15 protein-coding genes are annotated in these 14930 nt (G+C 46.4%); 7 read left to right on the forward strand and 8 right to left on the reverse strand.

What is annotated here, in order from left to right; translation table 11 throughout:
* The first annotated feature begins 670 nt into the window (after nucleotides 1-670).
* A complete protein-coding gene (locus QUA70_RS15805) occupies nucleotides 671-1144 on the forward strand; it encodes a hypothetical protein (protein ID WP_333348532.1) in 474 nt (157 codons plus the stop codon).
* 218 nt (nucleotides 1145-1362) lie between these two features.
* Here QUA70_RS15805 and pheS read toward each other — a convergent pair whose 3' ends face one another.
* Complete coding sequence (gene pheS / locus QUA70_RS15810; protein WP_333331597.1) at nucleotides 1363-2367, reverse strand: phenylalanine--tRNA ligase subunit alpha; 1005 nt, start codon at nucleotides 2365-2367, stop codon at nucleotides 1363-1365.
* A 216-nt stretch (nucleotides 2368-2583) separates the two neighbouring features.
* On the opposite strand from pheS, the gene surE reads away from it, so the two are divergent.
* Together surE and QUA70_RS15820 are read left to right on the forward strand one after the other, a co-directional pair.
* Nucleotides 2584-3390 carry a 5'/3'-nucleotidase SurE gene (surE, locus tag QUA70_RS15815; protein ID WP_333348530.1) on the forward strand — a complete coding sequence of 269 codons (807 nt, stop codon included), beginning with the start codon at nucleotides 2584-2586 and terminating at the stop codon, nucleotides 3388-3390.
* A gap of 127 nt (nucleotides 3391-3517) precedes the next feature.
* Nucleotides 3518-3916, forward strand: a complete 399-nt coding sequence (locus QUA70_RS15820) for a hypothetical protein (protein WP_333070462.1) — start codon at nucleotides 3518-3520, stop codon at nucleotides 3914-3916.
* Between the two features lie 252 nt (nucleotides 3917-4168).
* On the opposite strand, the gene QUA70_RS15825 is transcribed toward QUA70_RS15820, so the two are convergent.
* On the reverse strand, nucleotides 4169-5386 hold the full coding sequence (locus tag QUA70_RS15825; protein ID WP_333348528.1) for an LL-diaminopimelate aminotransferase: 1218 nt from the start codon (nucleotides 5384-5386) through the stop codon (nucleotides 4169-4171).
* Between the two features lie 202 nt (nucleotides 5387-5588).
* Nucleotides 5589-5915, reverse strand: a complete 327-nt coding sequence (locus QUA70_RS15830; RefSeq protein ID WP_333348526.1) for a thioredoxin domain-containing protein — start codon at nucleotides 5913-5915, stop codon at nucleotides 5589-5591.
* 144 nt (nucleotides 5916-6059) lie between these two features.
* On the opposite strand from QUA70_RS15830, the gene QUA70_RS15835 reads away from it, so the two are divergent.
* The gene (locus tag QUA70_RS15835) at nucleotides 6060-6812 is read left to right on the forward strand and encodes a biotin/lipoate A/B protein ligase family protein (protein ID WP_333348524.1); all 753 of its coding nucleotides are present in this window, start codon (nucleotides 6060-6062) and stop codon (nucleotides 6810-6812) included.
* Between the two features lie 283 nt (nucleotides 6813-7095).
* Here QUA70_RS15835 and QUA70_RS15840 read toward each other — a convergent pair whose 3' ends face one another.
* The 4 genes from QUA70_RS15840 to psaK all read right to left on the reverse strand — a co-directional run bounded on the left by QUA70_RS15840 (nucleotide 7096) and on the right by psaK (nucleotide 11509).
* Nucleotides 7096-7878: a DUF928 domain-containing protein gene (locus tag QUA70_RS15840; RefSeq protein WP_333348522.1), complete on the reverse strand. Its 783-nt coding sequence runs from the start codon at nucleotides 7876-7878 to the stop codon at nucleotides 7096-7098.
* 38 nt (nucleotides 7879-7916) lie between these two features.
* The gene (locus QUA70_RS15845) at nucleotides 7917-9866 is read right to left on the reverse strand and encodes an adenylate/guanylate cyclase domain-containing protein (RefSeq protein WP_333410496.1); all 1950 of its coding nucleotides are present in this window, start codon (nucleotides 9864-9866) and stop codon (nucleotides 7917-7919) included.
* A gap of 81 nt (nucleotides 9867-9947) precedes the next feature.
* Nucleotides 9948-11144, reverse strand: coding sequence for a site-2 protease family protein (locus QUA70_RS15850; protein WP_333331575.1), 1197 nt, complete (start codon nucleotides 11142-11144; stop codon nucleotides 9948-9950).
* 80 nt (nucleotides 11145-11224) lie between these two features.
* Nucleotides 11225-11509 (reverse strand): photosystem I reaction center subunit PsaK, encoded by a 285-nt coding sequence (psaK, locus tag QUA70_RS15855; protein ID WP_333348518.1) that lies wholly within the window; start codon nucleotides 11507-11509, stop codon nucleotides 11225-11227.
* A gap of 133 nt (nucleotides 11510-11642) precedes the next feature.
* Here psaK and QUA70_RS15860 point away from each other — a divergent pair, with 133 nt between their 5' ends.
* Nucleotides 11643-12290, forward strand: coding sequence for a phosphoribosylanthranilate isomerase (locus QUA70_RS15860; protein WP_333348516.1), 648 nt, complete (start codon nucleotides 11643-11645; stop codon nucleotides 12288-12290).
* 133 nt (nucleotides 12291-12423) lie between these two features.
* Here QUA70_RS15860 and QUA70_RS15865 read toward each other — a convergent pair whose 3' ends face one another.
* Nucleotides 12424-12738 (reverse strand): acylphosphatase, encoded by a 315-nt coding sequence (locus QUA70_RS15865; protein WP_333331565.1) that lies wholly within the window; start codon nucleotides 12736-12738, stop codon nucleotides 12424-12426.
* A 59-nt stretch (nucleotides 12739-12797) separates the two neighbouring features.
* On the opposite strand from QUA70_RS15865, the gene QUA70_RS15870 reads away from it, so the two are divergent.
* Nucleotides 12798-13349: a CPBP family glutamic-type intramembrane protease gene (locus QUA70_RS15870; RefSeq protein ID WP_333348514.1), complete on the forward strand. Its 552-nt coding sequence runs from the start codon at nucleotides 12798-12800 to the stop codon at nucleotides 13347-13349.
* 45 nt (nucleotides 13350-13394) lie between these two features.
* A complete protein-coding gene (locus tag QUA70_RS15875; protein ID WP_333348512.1) occupies nucleotides 13395-14693 on the forward strand; it encodes a HEAT repeat domain-containing protein in 1299 nt (432 codons plus the stop codon).
* Nucleotides 14694-14930: the final 237 nt, after the last annotated feature.

A 14930-nucleotide genomic window follows, 5' to 3' on the forward strand; every position in this document is an offset into this window, starting at 1 on the left:
AACTTATATTGCCGAGGAGAACTCGAATTCACTCATCTTTCTAAATGCTGTTTTCTCACTTTTTCAGCAAGCCCTACTTACTGGCCGTAAACAATGTGTTAAATTTAACTTAACTCACGCTAGTTAATGTTTAGTTGCATAAAGATAATTTTTCCCGCCTATCTACTTAAGCGCGCCGATATGCGATCCGGTTGTGGACTCATATCAAATCCGGCAGCATCGTTTTGGTAAAATCCAGTCAACAGTCACGGAAGCTGCAACCGGAATTGATATAATTCCTCTACCTTAATCTGTGTTTATCTGCCCTCATCTGCGGTAAAAGAAAGAAAATTTCTCGGACCGCAGATGACAAGGGATTGACGCTGATTCACGCAGATGCAGCTCAGAGATATATGAATAATTCCGCTCCTAACAGATTTGATATCAATTGTTTAATCTAAAATCTAAAATCTAAAATCGACTCAGCAAAGTTCAAGCGTCCCAATGGGGGCTGGGGAGTCAACTCTAAAATTTAAAATTTAAAATCTAAAATCTAAAATCTAAAATCTAAAATTGACTGACATTCCTTGCCTCCATCTATCAAAAGAGGGAACTTTTTTAACCGCTCGTCGGTGGATAACCTCTATCTAGAGAACGGTTACGCCGATCGCTCAAATCGAGTAAAAATAGAATGTCATATCTTCTTTTGTATTCTATGAAACTGAATTATTTTACCAAACAACTGGCGACTGTCGGGCGCTTGATGGCTGCAACTATGCTTTGCGTGTCAGCGATGGCCTTCGTGTGGTCTGGTGCATTCTTCTCGAACACCGCAGCAATGGCCTCTCCTGCTGTAAACTCGATGGCAGCAGAAGCAGATGCGGGCGATAAGGTTCAAGAAAAAGCCAGCAAAGATGCTGGACGAGCCAAGAACTTCATCCGAGATACAGAAGAGAAGGTTAAGGAAACTGCCAAGACAAATGCTGCTAAAGTCGATCGATCATCGGAGGATGGTAGTGTAGTAGAGCGCAAAGCTAAGAAAGATGCGGCCACAATTGAGAAAAGAGCATCGGAAGATTCAGCTCGGACTCAGAAAGCAGTAGATAATACCAAGAATGCTGTCGAGAGCGCTGTTGACAGCATCAAGGGTGTTTTTAGCAAGTAGACCATAAATAAGTAGGTAAGCGCAAAAAAACAATAATATCTTGCAGGGGCTTGTAGGGGCGGCTTTAGCGCTTATCTACAGTAAGGGCGAGTCATCGTTGCAGAACCCGCCCTCTCCCCAAGTGATGTTTATTTGTACTTACTTACTTGAAACTGAAAGATTGATGTACATTGACCAAGACCTCTATACGGCTCGTGTAACCGACCCGAAGCCCTTCTTTAAAATTGCCGCAAAAAGCGCAAGTCGCTAGCATAAACCCGGCGAATGTCGTCGATTTCATAAAGTACCATTGCGAACCGCTCGACACCAAAACCTGCAGCAAACCCAGTATATTTTTCTGGATCTAAACCGACTCCTTTAAGAACGTTAGGATCGACAGTTCCGCAGCCCAAAACTTCCAGCCATTTGCCGTTCCACTGCAAATCAACTTCGGCAGAAGGTTCCGTAAACGGAAAGTAACTGGTGCGGAAACGAATCGGCAAATCTTGCCCGAACATTTGCCGCAAAAACTCTTTAATTGTGCCTTTCAAGTCAGTAAATGTCAGACCTTCATCAATTGCTAAAAGTTCAATTTGGTGGAAAACTGCGGCGTGAGTAGCATCAACAGTATCGCGGCGGTAAACGCGGCCGGGAGAGACAATCCGAATCGGCGGTTTGTGCTGTTCCATGTAACGAATTTGCACTGATGATGTCTGAGTCCGCAGCAAGTCGCCACCGGGCAAGTAAAATGTATCTTGCATATCCCGCGCTGGGTGGTCTGGCGGTGTGTTCAGCGCCTCGAAGTTGTAATAATCTGTTTCCATTTCCGGGCCGTTGGCGACGGTGTAGCCGAGGCCGACAAAGATATCGAGAGCGCGGTCTATGACTGCGTTTAATGGGTGTACGCGGCCTTGGGGGCGAAAAATCCCCGGCATGGTGACATCGATGGTTTCTGAGGCTAATTTGGCTCCAATTTGGGCGGTTTGGAGGGCGGCGCGCTTGTCTTCTAAATCGGCTTGCAGGGCTTCTTTGACTGTATTGGCGATCGCACCTACTTTAGGTCGTTGGTCTGGCGACAGTTTGCCCATCATGCCTAAAATTTGAGACAGTTGGCCTTTTTTGCCGAGGTAGCCGACGCGCAACTGTTCGAGTTGTTCGAGGGTATTGGCAGTGGCGATCGCACTTTTTGACTCTTGACCGAGGGTTTCTAGTTGAGTTTCAATGTCGCTTAGCTGGACAGTCATTTTGATTTTAGATTTTAGATTTTAGATTTTAGATTGATGGCTGTTTTGGGCCAAGTTGAGTTTAGCGCAATTTTGGCTCTACAGTCTTGTTGATTTTAGATTTTAGATTTTAGATTTTCGGCAGTTACGGATAATTTGTAATAAGTAATTCGATGTTAGAGCGATCGCCCTAGTTGAATCTAGTTTAGTATTGTTATAAGGCCTATAAAAATTTCAATGAAACTTTTAATTAGCAACGACGACGGCATCTTTGCACAAGGCATCCGCAGCCTCGCCAACGCTCTCGCCGCCGCTGGCCACGACGTGAGCGTAGTTTGTCCCGACAGAGAGCGCTCCGCTACCGGCCACGGCCTTACCTTGCACCAACCCATCCGCGCCGAAATTGTCGAATCTATTTTTGATCCCGCAGTCCAAGCTTGGGCCTGTTCGGGCACTCCCGCCGACTGCGTGAAACTTGCTTTGTGGGCTTTACTTGACAAACCGCCGGATTTTGTTCTTTCCGGTATCAACCACGGGCCCAATTTAGGCACGGATATCATCTGTTCGGGTACGGTTTCGGCAGCAATGGAAGGAATTATGGAAGGCATTCCCAGCATTGCTTTCAGCCTCGCCAGCTTTACTTCGCAGGAATTTGGGCCGGCGGTGGATTTCGCTGTCACCTTGCTGGCACAGTTGGAAAAACAGCCAATGGCGAAACCGATGCTGTTGAACGTCAACATACCGGCAGTTACACAAGCAGAAATTACCGGAGTTGCGATCGCCCGTCAAGGCATTCGCCGCTATTTCGACATATTTCAAAAGCGCACCGATCCACGCGGCAAAACTTATTATTGGCTGGCTGGGGAATTGTTAGAAGATGTAGAAGAAAGCGCCGATTCGGCGGTGCCGCATGATATCCCTACGGACGTACAAGCTATTCGCGACAACAGAATAACCGTAACTCCCTTGCAATATAATCTCACCTGCGCTCCCGACTTGCACTCGTTGCGGGATTGGCAAGTTGAAGGTTTTCCCAAGCAGTGAGCTCCGATCGACCCGATCGGAGCGGTAAACTAGGAATTAAGGAAAAGTGCCTCTCAAGGTCTATACCTTAAGCGTTAACACAGGCCCCCAATTACTTGTTAGTTTTTTTTACTCAAGAAAAACAGTTATGAACGCTCCCACCTATAACACTCATTCTGTCACTTGCCCGATCTGCAACCGTTCCAGCGTCGTAGGCCCAGTCGGCATGGTCAGTGGACTATTCACTTGTCCCCACTGCCATTCTCATATGGTAATTAGCTGGAGCGGTCATTTTGTGCGCGATCCTTTTAGTCTCAAACAACTGACGGTGGGAAAGATGCTCAGGCGCGAGAGCAGACCGTTAGCTCGCCTTCAGCGGGACTTTGGGCTGGGTAAGCCTTTTCCGCTGATTGCAATTTTGGGCAGTGTGGTCTTTTTCGGGTGTGCGCTAGCCGCTACGGAACAATCGCTACCCCGACAGAATTCACTTCAAGGATTTTTAGAGTGGGTGAGCGGAACTGGTAATTCCCAAGATGTCTCACGTTAACATTTCTTAAAAGAAATTGTGACAGATACTGCGTGCAAATATCTATTCCTTTAGGTAGAAATCACACTATTTTAGCAATTGCATCCATCTTGAGCTACGGGTAAGCACTTAAACGCCGTGCCCTTGATCCTGTGTCCAAAAACGTCAAAACCCCAGTCCGGCAGGGGTTAAAACCCCTGCCGCAAAGCTCAAGTCTGGTGGGCTTAAGTTTCACGAGGGTGTTTCGAGTTAAGTTGAAACAGATTACATCGCTCAATTGAGAAACTCAGCAATTTTTCTAACTGCTGTTTCCAAAATTGCTGGCGACTCGACTAAGGCAAATCGCACGTAGCCTTCTCCTGATTTCCCGAAACCGGCACCGGGGGAAGCTGCGACTCCTGTACTCTGTACTAGCTGAGTGCAAAATTTCACGGAATCTTGGGCCCAAGGTTCCGGCAGTTTCGCCCAGACGTACATGGTGGCGGGGGGTACGGGCACTTGCCAGCCGATGCCCTGTAGCGCGTTTACAAAGGCATCCCGGCGTTTTCTGAAGGTTTCTACGCTGGTTCTGACGGTATCTTGAGGGCCCGTTAATGCGGAGATCGCTCCGTTTAAAATCCCTCGGTATTGGTTGAAGTCCACTGCGGCTTTTACCTGTCGCAGGGCTGCAATTAGTTCGGAATTGCCGATCGCATATCCGACGCGAAAACCTCCCATACTGTACGATTTGGATAGTGTAAAAAACTCGATCGCCACACTCTTATCTCTATCGGCCTGAAATATTGACGGCGCCATCAATTTTCGATATTCTTCCTCGTTACCAGACTCTGCCTCTATGAGAGAATTGCGATCGTCAAACACCAAATCCACATAAGGGAAATCGTGAACTAAAACCAGCCCATGTTCTCGACAAAAAGCCACAGCTTTCTCAAAAAAAGCAACCGGGGCGATCGCAGTTGTAGGATTGTGAGGATAGCTCAAAACCATCATCTTCGACTCAGCCAGCACTGCTGTCGGAATATCTTCAAATATCGGCAAAAACGCATTTTCTGCTAATATCGGCATCGGATAAATTTGACCGCCAGCCAAATGCACACCGCCCGCATGGGAAGGATAGCCCGGATCGAGCAACAAAGCAAAATCTCCCGGGTTGAGTACAGCTAAAGGCATATGCGCCGTGCCTTCTTGGGAACCAATTAACGGCAGCACTTCTGTTTCTGGATTGACTGAAATGCCAAATTTTTGCTCGTACCAAATAGCTGCTGCTTCCCGAAAAGATTTCGTCCCGTTAAACAGCAAATAGCCGTGAGTGCTGGTGTCGGACAGAGAATGTGCGATCGCATCTGTAATATGAGCCGCCGCCGGCAAATCCGAAGAACCCAGAGACAAGTCAATCACATTTTGTCCCGCTGCTCTAGCTTGAGCTTTTGCCCGATCCATATCGGCAAATACATTAAATTGCAGTGGATCTAAACGTTTAGCAAATTGCATATTTTCTGTATTTTTGGGGAATTTTAAGGAATATTTTTATATTAGCTAAATTATTTTTTTTTACTAACCGCAGAGAGCGCAGAGGGCAGAGGGCGCAGAGTCAGAGAGGAATATCGAGGATCAAAGAGAGATGTTAAAAAAATATGTGCGATGGCTAGAGTTGTAAGTTGGGAGTTGGAAACTCCCGAATCATTTCCACACTTTATAAGTGATCGTCGAGCAAACCGATTAAAGTTTGTTTAGTAATAGCTCCCTCGTGAGAAAGCACTACTTCGGCATTTTTAAATAGCCGGAGAGCTGGGACTCCTTCTACTTTATACTGCTTGACAGTATTAGGATTGGGGTCAATTTCCATTTTAACCACTTTCAGCCGATCGCTGTAGTTGGCCGCCACCCAGTCTATCGAAGGCGCGATCAGTTTGCAAGGCCCGCACCAAGTAGCCCAAAAATAGGCAAGCACTGGTTGCTCTGCTTTCAGGACTTCTGTTTCAAATTTTTCGTCGTTAATGACAATTACACTGTTGCTCATGGTTCTGCGATTATTTTTTCTATTTATTTCTAAAGCACCGGCGGGCGGGAAACTTGTACCAACTGAGAAGACAGGCCAAAAAAACTCTTACTAATTTTAAAACATTCTGCGAATTATTGAGTAGAAACTAAGGACTCGCGACTGATGGCTAATTCTGTTTGGCGTTTAATTCCACTATTGTCGGCGTCTGGTAGCGTGCAGATGGCGATCGACCAATGGCTGCTGGAACAGCATCTAGCGGGCAAACATCCGCCAACTTTGCGATTTTACACTTGGCAACCGGCGGCGATTTCCTTGGGCTACCACCAGCGCCGATGGCCGGAGTTTTGGCAGCAGTTGTCTTGGCAGGGAATGCCTGTGGAGTTGGTGAGGAGGCCCAGCGGCGGGCGCGCCGTGCTGCACCAAGGGGATTTAACTTATGCAGTTGTGGCGTCGGGATTTGGAAGCAGCCGTATGAAAGCTTATCAGACTATTTGCGAGTTTTTGATTGAGGGTTGGAGGGCGATGGGTTTGGATTTGCACTACGGGGAAGCTGGAAGGGGTTATATTCACAATCCGAATTGTTTTGGTACTGCGACGGGTGCGGATTTAGTTACACTTGATGGCTGCAAGTTAATTGGTAGCGCGCAATTGCGACGGAGTGATGCTATTTTGCAGCACGGTTCGATGCGTTTGCAGCCGGATGTTAAATTGTTTTCTCAAGTTTTTGGGGACAAATTAATTCCTGTGCAATTACCTCTACCTGAAGGGGGAGATGATTTGATTGCCACTGTAATTGATGTTTTGAGTGTGGCGGCTTGTCGCTGTTTTGAGATTGATTTGGAGGTGCAGCCGCTTTCGGATCAGGAATGGCAGGATATTTTGGAATTAACAAGTAATAAGCTGTTTCACATTTAACCTGCATATTTGCGAGCCGGCTTTCCGCGCGCCTTTTGGTAACAGCCAAGATGACCGTTCCACAAGAGATTTGTGGAATAATTCTTGTGGGAGATGTCAAAAAGTCGGCCACCTTTTGGGAACAGCCAAGATGGCCGTTCCACAACAAAGAGTTTTTATTGTAGAACAGCCATTTTGGCTGTTACTGAGACAAGTTAAAAACTTGTACACTGCTTTTTATTAAAAGTCTTCTGACCCGTTGCTCTAACGCCACCAAAAAAGTTAAATTTATATGCACTACAGCTTATGGCTGTGGCTGAGTTTGAACGATCGGCTCTTGGGCAATTTCGCCCAATTTCACAGAATCCAACAAGCTTTCCCAATCAGCCTTGAACGTTGTATCATTAGGCTGATCACGGCGAGCGGCAGCTAAAGTGCTGAGGGCATCTTGCCAAATCCCATTTTCAGCATAAATAAAGGTTTTTTGGCGCGGATCTGCCTGATCTAATTGACGGCGGATATCTGCACTGAGTTCAACACGCCGTACAGTACCGATTTGGATCTGATCTGCCGATCGATCTTGAGAGTCGCAAATCACTGTAAAATTCCAAGTGTAACTTTTGCCTACTTCCAAGGGCTGCACATTTTTGTTAGTGGGGATACTAACGCCGATTACCCCTGATAAATTGCTAATTGTGAGATCCTGTTTATAAATCTGGTTGCCACTTTGATCTTTTAAGATAAATTCGGCTGATTCCGCCTCTGTTGGAGGCAAGTAGAAAAAGAACGTTGGATAGTCGAAAACAGTCCGTCCGATCTTATTTGTAGGCACTAAGGCTGTGAGACCTAGCTGACTAATGCTCGCGCAGCCACCGCGCACAGGGCGTCCCGGTTGAGTGGGAGGCCGCTCATCAATATCTTCACGGGGCTGAATGAAGCGCGGCCCTCCCGGTACAGTGGGTGGTTGGCCCACATTCGGGGGAACCGGCTGTCCCACAACTGCTAATTGGGAAGCATTAAGTGTTGCTATCAATACTATTGAGCCAACTGATGTCAGATTGATGAGAAACCTAGTAATTGTTTTCATATTAACTCCATGAATTTGTAGGGAGAGATTCTCTCTTTTTATTTCTTTTTTCTTCCCAAAATCCGGTAGACATTAACTTTTTGTTCCCTGCCTCTTAACGGTAAAGATCCCCAAGATTCTACCTCAAATTTGTCCGCCAGATGCAGAAAGGTTTCTTCTGCAATCAATATCCGGCAAGTGTCCTCATGCCGATCCTTTTCGCAGCTTTCAAGGCGAGAGGCAATATTTACGCTGTCGCCGATTACTCCATATTCTAAACGGGTTGTGCCTCCCAGACTACCCACCATAACAGGCCCTGTAAAGATGCCTACTCGCATTTTTACGGCCGGTAAACCGCGATCGAGCCAATTTTGATTCATTTCTGGCAAGCGCGAACTTATAGCTAAAGCGGAAGATACGGCAAGGCGAGCATCTTCTGCAATTTCTTCTGCAGTGGTGCGGGGAATGGGTACGCCAAATACTGCCAGCATTCCATCTCCGGTAAATTTATTAATCACACCTTGATGTGCTTGGACTTCTTGGGCCATTGCGGATAAATACTCATTTAACCAACTCATTACCACTTCTGGCGGTAGTTTTTCGGAGATTGTACTAAAACCCTGCACGTCGGTGAGGATGATCGTAGCAGTAACTTTTTGCCCTGGCAATAACCCTGATTCGAGCAGATGGACGCGTTCTTTCCACAGCGCATTTGCGATCGCCGGTGAAGTTTGTTGTCCTAATAATTTCATCACAATCCCTTGCTGTTGCCTCGACTGCTCGTATTTATAGGTGACTGCGACTCCTGCGGTGATTAAAAGTGCCATAGCAGGGGAAATTAGAGGTATCCACCCCTGTTGCATGAAGAGGAAAAAGGTGAATCCAAATAATGAGCCGCAAGCTGCGATCGCACTTCCCATCAAATTCAGCGATTTTTCTAGCCGCCAAGCTAAACAGCCGCCGACTGCACTCCAAACAGCGATCCAGAGTATTTCTTGCCATTCGTCCCAATACCAAAATAGCCCTTGGCCGTCTAAAACTGCACTGAGAATTTGGCTGGTGGCCGTTGCGTGAATTAATACCCCAGGCGTCTGGATATTACCGTTTGTAGTAGCGCTGTAAGGGGTAGAAAAAATATCTTTTACAGTTGGGGCTGTAACCCCGATTAAGACTATTTTACCTTTTACCAATTTGGGGTCAACTTTGCCCTTTAAAACTTGAGTTAGGGTCACGGTTTCTGCTATCTTTTTAGAAGATCGGTAATTGAGCAATATTTGATAGCCTTGGGCATTAATGTTTTGATAACCTCCTGAGTCAGCTCGCAATTTTGAAAATACTATTTTGTTAGCCTCGATTTCTTGTTTTTCTGTCAATTTAGACTCTACTTTTTTACTATTTAAATAGGCAAAAGCTAGTCGCATTGAAAATGAAGTCTGTGTCGTTTCCCCCTCGCTAGCAAACATCAAATTGCGACGCACTATACGGTCTGGATCGACTACTAAATCGTTAAATCCTACCCGATTCTCTGGTATGTTAGGATTTGGTGGCACTCGCTGCAGCTTTGAGTCGCCGCGGAAGGTTATCGGAAATATTTTGGGATTTTTCAATTGAATAGCTAATTCTGCATTCCCCGGCTCGTAGGGAATGTCGCGAATTATATCGAGACCAATAGCTAGGGGTTCAAGACGCGCTATTTGTGCGATCGCTTTTGCTAAAGTGCGATCGGAAATTGGCCATTTTTCAATAGTATTAATATCCCGCTCTGTGATTTCAACTATAAGCAACCTGGGGTCAGGGCCCCGATCGGGCCGCAACTGCACCATGAGGTCGTAAGCATTTAATTCTAGTGGCTGCAACCCGCCTAAATGCCTCACTCCCAATAGAGTTCCGGTCACGACAATCCAGATAATAGCAAGAGGCTGCAAGTCAGGGAAGGGGAAGAAATAAGTTAAGTTTTTTCCACGTCCCTCCGCAAATTTATGATAAATTCTCTTAAAGAATGGGGGCATAAAATTTAGTGTTTCAACCCAGAGTGACAAAGTTGGCTACATCTTAACTCATCACTGATGCCCCTTACCGATGCCCAATTTTTAGTTTTCCTGTGCGGTTTTGGCGATCGCACTTAACTGCAATCCCTGCGGATAGCTGTTTTCTTCTTTGCTGCGCTTGATGTCGGCGATTGAAATCTGGGGTTTGAGGTATTTTGCTAAAACTTTAATCACGTCGCCCCGATCGATCGTCCCCGCTACTGAACCAATCGGCGAGAGGACGATGATTCGGGGGAGTTGGCGGGCTTCCATGCTGTTAATTACTTCGGCGATGGATGCTTTTTCCGAGACTGTGGGGGTTTTTCCCAGGGGTTTCAAAATGTTGTGCAAAGTCTGAATTTGCCACTGACTGCGTTCTGTGAAGCGGATATCGTCGATCGACACTAAGCCCAAATCGCGGCCGTTGGTCGCAGCAATGTAAAATGGAAACGGATTGACTTCTAACAAATAGCGATCGGCAAATTCTCGCAGAGTCAAATCTGCATCTACAACTCGAAACTCGCGGCTCATCGCATCGCTGGCTTTAATTTTGAGCAGGGCTTCTTGCAGTGAAGTCAATCGGCTATAAGCAGTGGCATTGCGAATGCCAAACCCGCCGATCAGCGCAATCCACAAACCGCCGAACTCGCGCGCTAAAAAACATAAACTCAGACCCAAAGCAACGCCCAGCCAACCTAAAACTTGTCCTGTTTTTGCCGCCCAGCGAACGCCGGCAAATCGAGAGCCGGTGATTTTCCAAATTGCTGCTTTTAAAACTTGTCCTCCATCCAAAGGCAGACCGGGAATTAAGTTAAATAATCCCAAAACGAGATTGATGAGTGCTACCCTTTCGGTGACAATTCCTAGCAAACTTTTCGGGGGAAGAACTTGAGAACCCAAACCGAGGATTAAAAACACCGCAAAGCTGACTAGAGGGCCGGCAATAGCTACTTGAAAAGCTTGACCGGGAGTTTTTGATTCCGAGTCGATCGAAGCTACTCCGCCAAATAAGAATAAGGTAATAGAATTAACTTTAATGCCTTGCGATATCGCCGCCAAGCTGTGTCCGAGTTCGTGCAAAAGCACGGAAGCAAACAGTAGCAGAGCTATTGCTAACCCCGCACTCCAGGAGAGCGCAGACCCCCACAGGCGGTAACTGCTGGCGTATTCGCGGGTTGCTAAGGCTAAAATTATAAACCACGAATAATCTATAACTAGGGGGATGCCAAATAAAGAGCCGATTCGCCAACCTGTCTGCATGAATTTTCCTGGGAAAGGAGAGCAAGAAAGAGTTTCTATTATATCTTTTCTTCCCCTTTCCTTTGCCTTTCCCCTGATTTTTACAGAACTCCGGCGCTACCCAAGCCCAAGATTACTCCGGCTCCGAGCAAGTGGCCGAAGCTGGCTGTTGCCAGCAATTCTGGTACCCCGAAGCCTTTGAACATTCCAGGGAGTGCAACGGGTAAAGCTGGGCCCTTGCCTCGGTTTTGCTTGGAGATGCCGTAGTAGCCGATCGTGATCGCCAGCAAATTACATAAAATCATCGTCAGTCCTACCAGTGGCGACCACTCTGGCGTTGAGGGAGCGGTAGATTGTAGGGCTAACAGCAAAGATGAGTTAATCATGTTCTTATCTCCTGATTTCACAGATATATTGAGTTCCAAGATTATAAAAAGCGTTTTGCATTAAACTAAGATTTGTTTTAATAGTTAACAATTCCTTTATATTTTGATACAAATTTGGAACGGAGGAGTCGGAGTGCGGGTTAAAATTTGCGGAATCACTAAATTAGACCAAGGAATTGCGATCGCCCGCTTGGGAGCCCAAGCTTTGGGGTTTATCTGTGTGCCGGCTTCCCCGCGCTATGTCAGCCCAGAAACAATTCGCCTGATTGTCGAGCAGTTGCCGGAAAATGTCGATCGCATCGGCGTTTTTGCAAACACCACAATAGAAAATATCTGTCAAGTAGCGGCAGAGTCAAATTTAAGCGGGGTGCAGTTGCATGGAGATGAAACAGCGGAATATTGCGATCGACTGCGGGAGTTTTTGCCGGGAATTGAAATTATCAAAGCCCTGAGGGTTAAGACTCCTGAAACTTTAGCCGTCGCTGCTGTTTATGCTGTTCGTGTCGATACTTTACTGCTGGATGCTTACCATCCCAATCAACTCGGCGGTACTGGCAAAACGATCGACTGGATGATGTTATCAGAGTTTAGACCGCACTGTCCTTGGCTGCTGGCGGGCGGTTTAACACCCGATAATATTTTAAATGCAATTGATAGTGCGATCGGCAATAACTTCAGCGGTGTTGACCTTTCTAGCGGCGTAGAAATAGCGCCGGGAGATAAAGATTTGACCAAAGTTGCTCAGTTGTTTGCTAATTTAAGTCAACTTGCTCATCATTGATAAATTGGCCATACATAATTCGCGCTTTTTATGCGATTCATTCTTTAGTCAGCGTGAGCGAAGCCTGCCTTATACAAGGCAGACCTCGTTTATACAGTAGCGGTTTCAACCGCAGATTATTCCCTTTATTCTTTTATCGGCGGATCTCAAAAGTACGCGCGGCGAAGCTATCTTGAAGGGAGTCGCCCTCCGGGTCTTCGTATTCTAAAACCAACTCACTCACCGTAGCACCGGTGGGGCCGCGGCGGCACCAACTAATCATTTCTTCCACAGCTTTTTTGGAGCCTTCAAAGACAGCCTCGACGCGCCCATCGGGGAGATTTCTTACCCAGCCGCCCAGGCCGAAATAGTTTGCTTGATTCCTCGTTGAATATCGGAATCCTACTCCTTGAACTAATCCCGAAACAAAAACGCGGACTCTGACGGGCGGGGGTGATTGGTTTTGCATAATAAACGGCTCAACTTACTGCTAACATCTGTTTGAAAATTTTAAGGATCAGTTTGATTATGTTAAATTTTAGTACGATCACGGTGCCGGGATTCCTGATACGCCGCGTCACCCTAGCTTTTTCAACTATTCCCGATTTCACCGATTGGCTGGTTGCAGCTATGCTCGCGCTGGTTTACACTTCGATCGCTCTTTCCGTGGGTTTTTGGTCGGGATTTCTAAAAGTAGACGTGCAAACCTCTCGGCGTACAATTGTGGGAGTGCTTCTTGGCTGTTTGTTAAGTCCGGGCATCACCGAGGAATTATTGTTCCGCGTGTTAATGCTGCCGCACCCGTTCGAGAAGGCTTCTGGGTTAATGCTGTGGTTTTGGGGATGCGCGAGTTTGGCGGTTTTTGTAGTTTACCACCCGCTGAACGCGCTGACTTTTTACCCGGTTGGTCGATCGACCTTTATGAATCCAGTGTTTTTGCTGCTGGCGGCAATTTTGGGAGTTGCGTGCTCCATCGCATACCTGCAAAGCGGTTCTATCTGGCCTGCGGTGGCGGTTCACTGGCTCGCAGTGACAGCCTGGCTGTTGCTACTGGGCGGTTACAGGAGGCTCTATGGTTAAATGTAAAAAGTCCAGCATCACTATTTTGTCAGGAGGATCTCAGTTGTGGGTATCATAGGAGCGATCGTAGGTTTTTTGGCAGGGGTAGCAGTTGCTTACTGGTTAGTGGAAAAGCGCTTAAAGAAGCAAAAGCAAGAATACTTGCAGCAAACTCGCAGAATTACTGAGGAAATAGAATTAGCTCAGATGTCTCGGGTGCAACAAGCTGTCCAATCTCAGCAAGGAGAACGGGAAAATCAGCTTAGAAAAGCTACTATCGAACACGAAAATTTACTCAGACAAGTTACTACCCAATACGAAAACCAGCTCAAACAAGTTGCAGCTCAATACGAAAATCAGCTCCAACAAGTTCGGGCAGAACGCGACAGTCAGCTCCAACAAGTTGTCAGCGTAGACGAGCCTGGGCTGCGGCGACAAATCAGCGAGGAATTAGAAGCGGCTAACAATGCTAGGATGCAGCAAAATATCCAATCTTTGCAAGCAGAACACGAACATCATTTACTCAGAGTTGCTGACGAATTGCATCTAAGTTATCAAGCTCAGATGGAGCAACATTTGCAAAACCTGCAAGATGAACACGAAATTCGCTTGAGGCAAATTGCCGAGGAATATGAGAACCGAGAGGTTGAAATGCAGTTAAATATGGAGGCTTTGCAAGAGCAATACGAGAGTCAGTTGCAAGCGGCTCACGAGCAGTTGAGAGACCACGAAGCTCAGATGCAAGCTACTATCAGGTCTTTGCAAGGGCAGTACGAGAGTAATGTAGAACAAGAAGTCCCGGAGCAGCAGTTCAGTCAGTTAAATTCAACAGAATTTGCCGAAGGTTTATCACAAGAAGAAGTTTTGCAGCAACTGTCAAGTGAGTTAAATCAAACCGAAGTTGAAGAAGAGTTAAATTACACAGATTTTTCGGAACCACAACCAATTGATTTACATCCACCCGAAGTCGAACAACAGCTTCCAATTGCCAGACAAGCACCAAGCTATTCTCTACCGCAGTTGATGGGATGTGTTCAAAGTCAGGACAAAGAAACCCGCAAGTTTGCAGCGTCTGCTTTAGGTAAAATGGCTGCTGCTAATGCTCTGAGATCGGAAGGTCAGCGAGCAATAGAAACATTGGGAAAATTAGCTCACGATATTCACCCGGATGTGCGCGAAGCTGCTGTGGAAGCACTAGCAATGATTAAGTCTGACAAAGTGATTCCGCTGCTACAAAAAGCTTTGCGAGATATAGATAGCGGTGTGGCTAAATCGGCAAGTGCTGCGCTCAATAAGTTTAAATTTTATCCGCGCACTCCGGCGGCTAAACCGAAAACTGTTGATGTGAAAAAACCCAAGCGTTAAGCGGTTACTAGGATATATATAGCAATTCTCAATTGCCTACAACACAGTAGGGATACAATATTGTTGTGTCCTTACCGAGGTGCTGTATTTCACTCAATTTCGATTACTACCACAAACTGTGGAGGTTGGGTTGAGCAAAGAAATCCAACTCAATTATTCGATCGACAACTCGCCCAATCAGACGCAGCAATCACCGACACTGCGCTGTTTAAAACCCTGGGCTGAAACCTTTTTTTA

It is taken from the genome of Microcoleus sp. LAD1_D5, from assembly GCF_036702115.1.
Taxonomy (GTDB): domain Bacteria; phylum Cyanobacteriota; class Cyanobacteriia; order Cyanobacteriales; family Microcoleaceae; genus Microcoleus.

Coding starts and splice junctions, on each gene's coding strand:
- QUA70_RS15805 (WP_333348532.1), top strand. CDS start 671: ATGTCATATCTTCTTTTGTATTCTATGAAACTGAATTATTTTACCAAA.
- pheS (WP_333331597.1), bottom strand. CDS start 2,367: ATGACTGTCCAGCTAAGCGACATTGAAACTCAACTAGAAACCCTCGGT.
- surE (WP_333348530.1), top strand. CDS start 2,584: ATGAAACTTTTAATTAGCAACGACGACGGCATCTTTGCACAAGGCATC.
- QUA70_RS15820 (WP_333070462.1), top strand. CDS start 3,518: ATGAACGCTCCCACCTATAACACTCATTCTGTCACTTGCCCGATCTGC.
- QUA70_RS15825 (WP_333348528.1), bottom strand. CDS start 5,386: ATGCAATTTGCTAAACGTTTAGATCCACTGCAATTTAATGTATTTGCC.
- QUA70_RS15830 (WP_333348526.1), bottom strand. CDS start 5,915: ATGAGCAACAGTGTAATTGTCATTAACGACGAAAAATTTGAAACAGAA.
- QUA70_RS15835 (WP_333348524.1), top strand. CDS start 6,060: ATGGCTAATTCTGTTTGGCGTTTAATTCCACTATTGTCGGCGTCTGGT.
- QUA70_RS15840 (WP_333348522.1), bottom strand. CDS start 7,878: ATGAAAACAATTACTAGGTTTCTCATCAATCTGACATCAGTTGGCTCA.
- QUA70_RS15845 (WP_333410496.1), bottom strand. CDS start 9,866: ATGCCCCCATTCTTTAAGAGAATTTATCATAAATTTGCGGAGGGACGT.
- QUA70_RS15850 (WP_333331575.1), bottom strand. CDS start 11,144: ATGCAGACAGGTTGGCGAATCGGCTCTTTATTTGGCATCCCCCTAGTT.
- psaK (WP_333348518.1), bottom strand. CDS start 11,509: ATGATTAACTCATCTTTGCTGTTAGCCCTACAATCTACCGCTCCCTCA.
- QUA70_RS15865 (WP_333331565.1), bottom strand. CDS start 12,738: ATGCAAAACCAATCACCCCCGCCCGTCAGAGTCCGCGTTTTTGTTTCG.
- QUA70_RS15870 (WP_333348514.1), top strand. CDS start 12,798: ATGTTAAATTTTAGTACGATCACGGTGCCGGGATTCCTGATACGCCGC.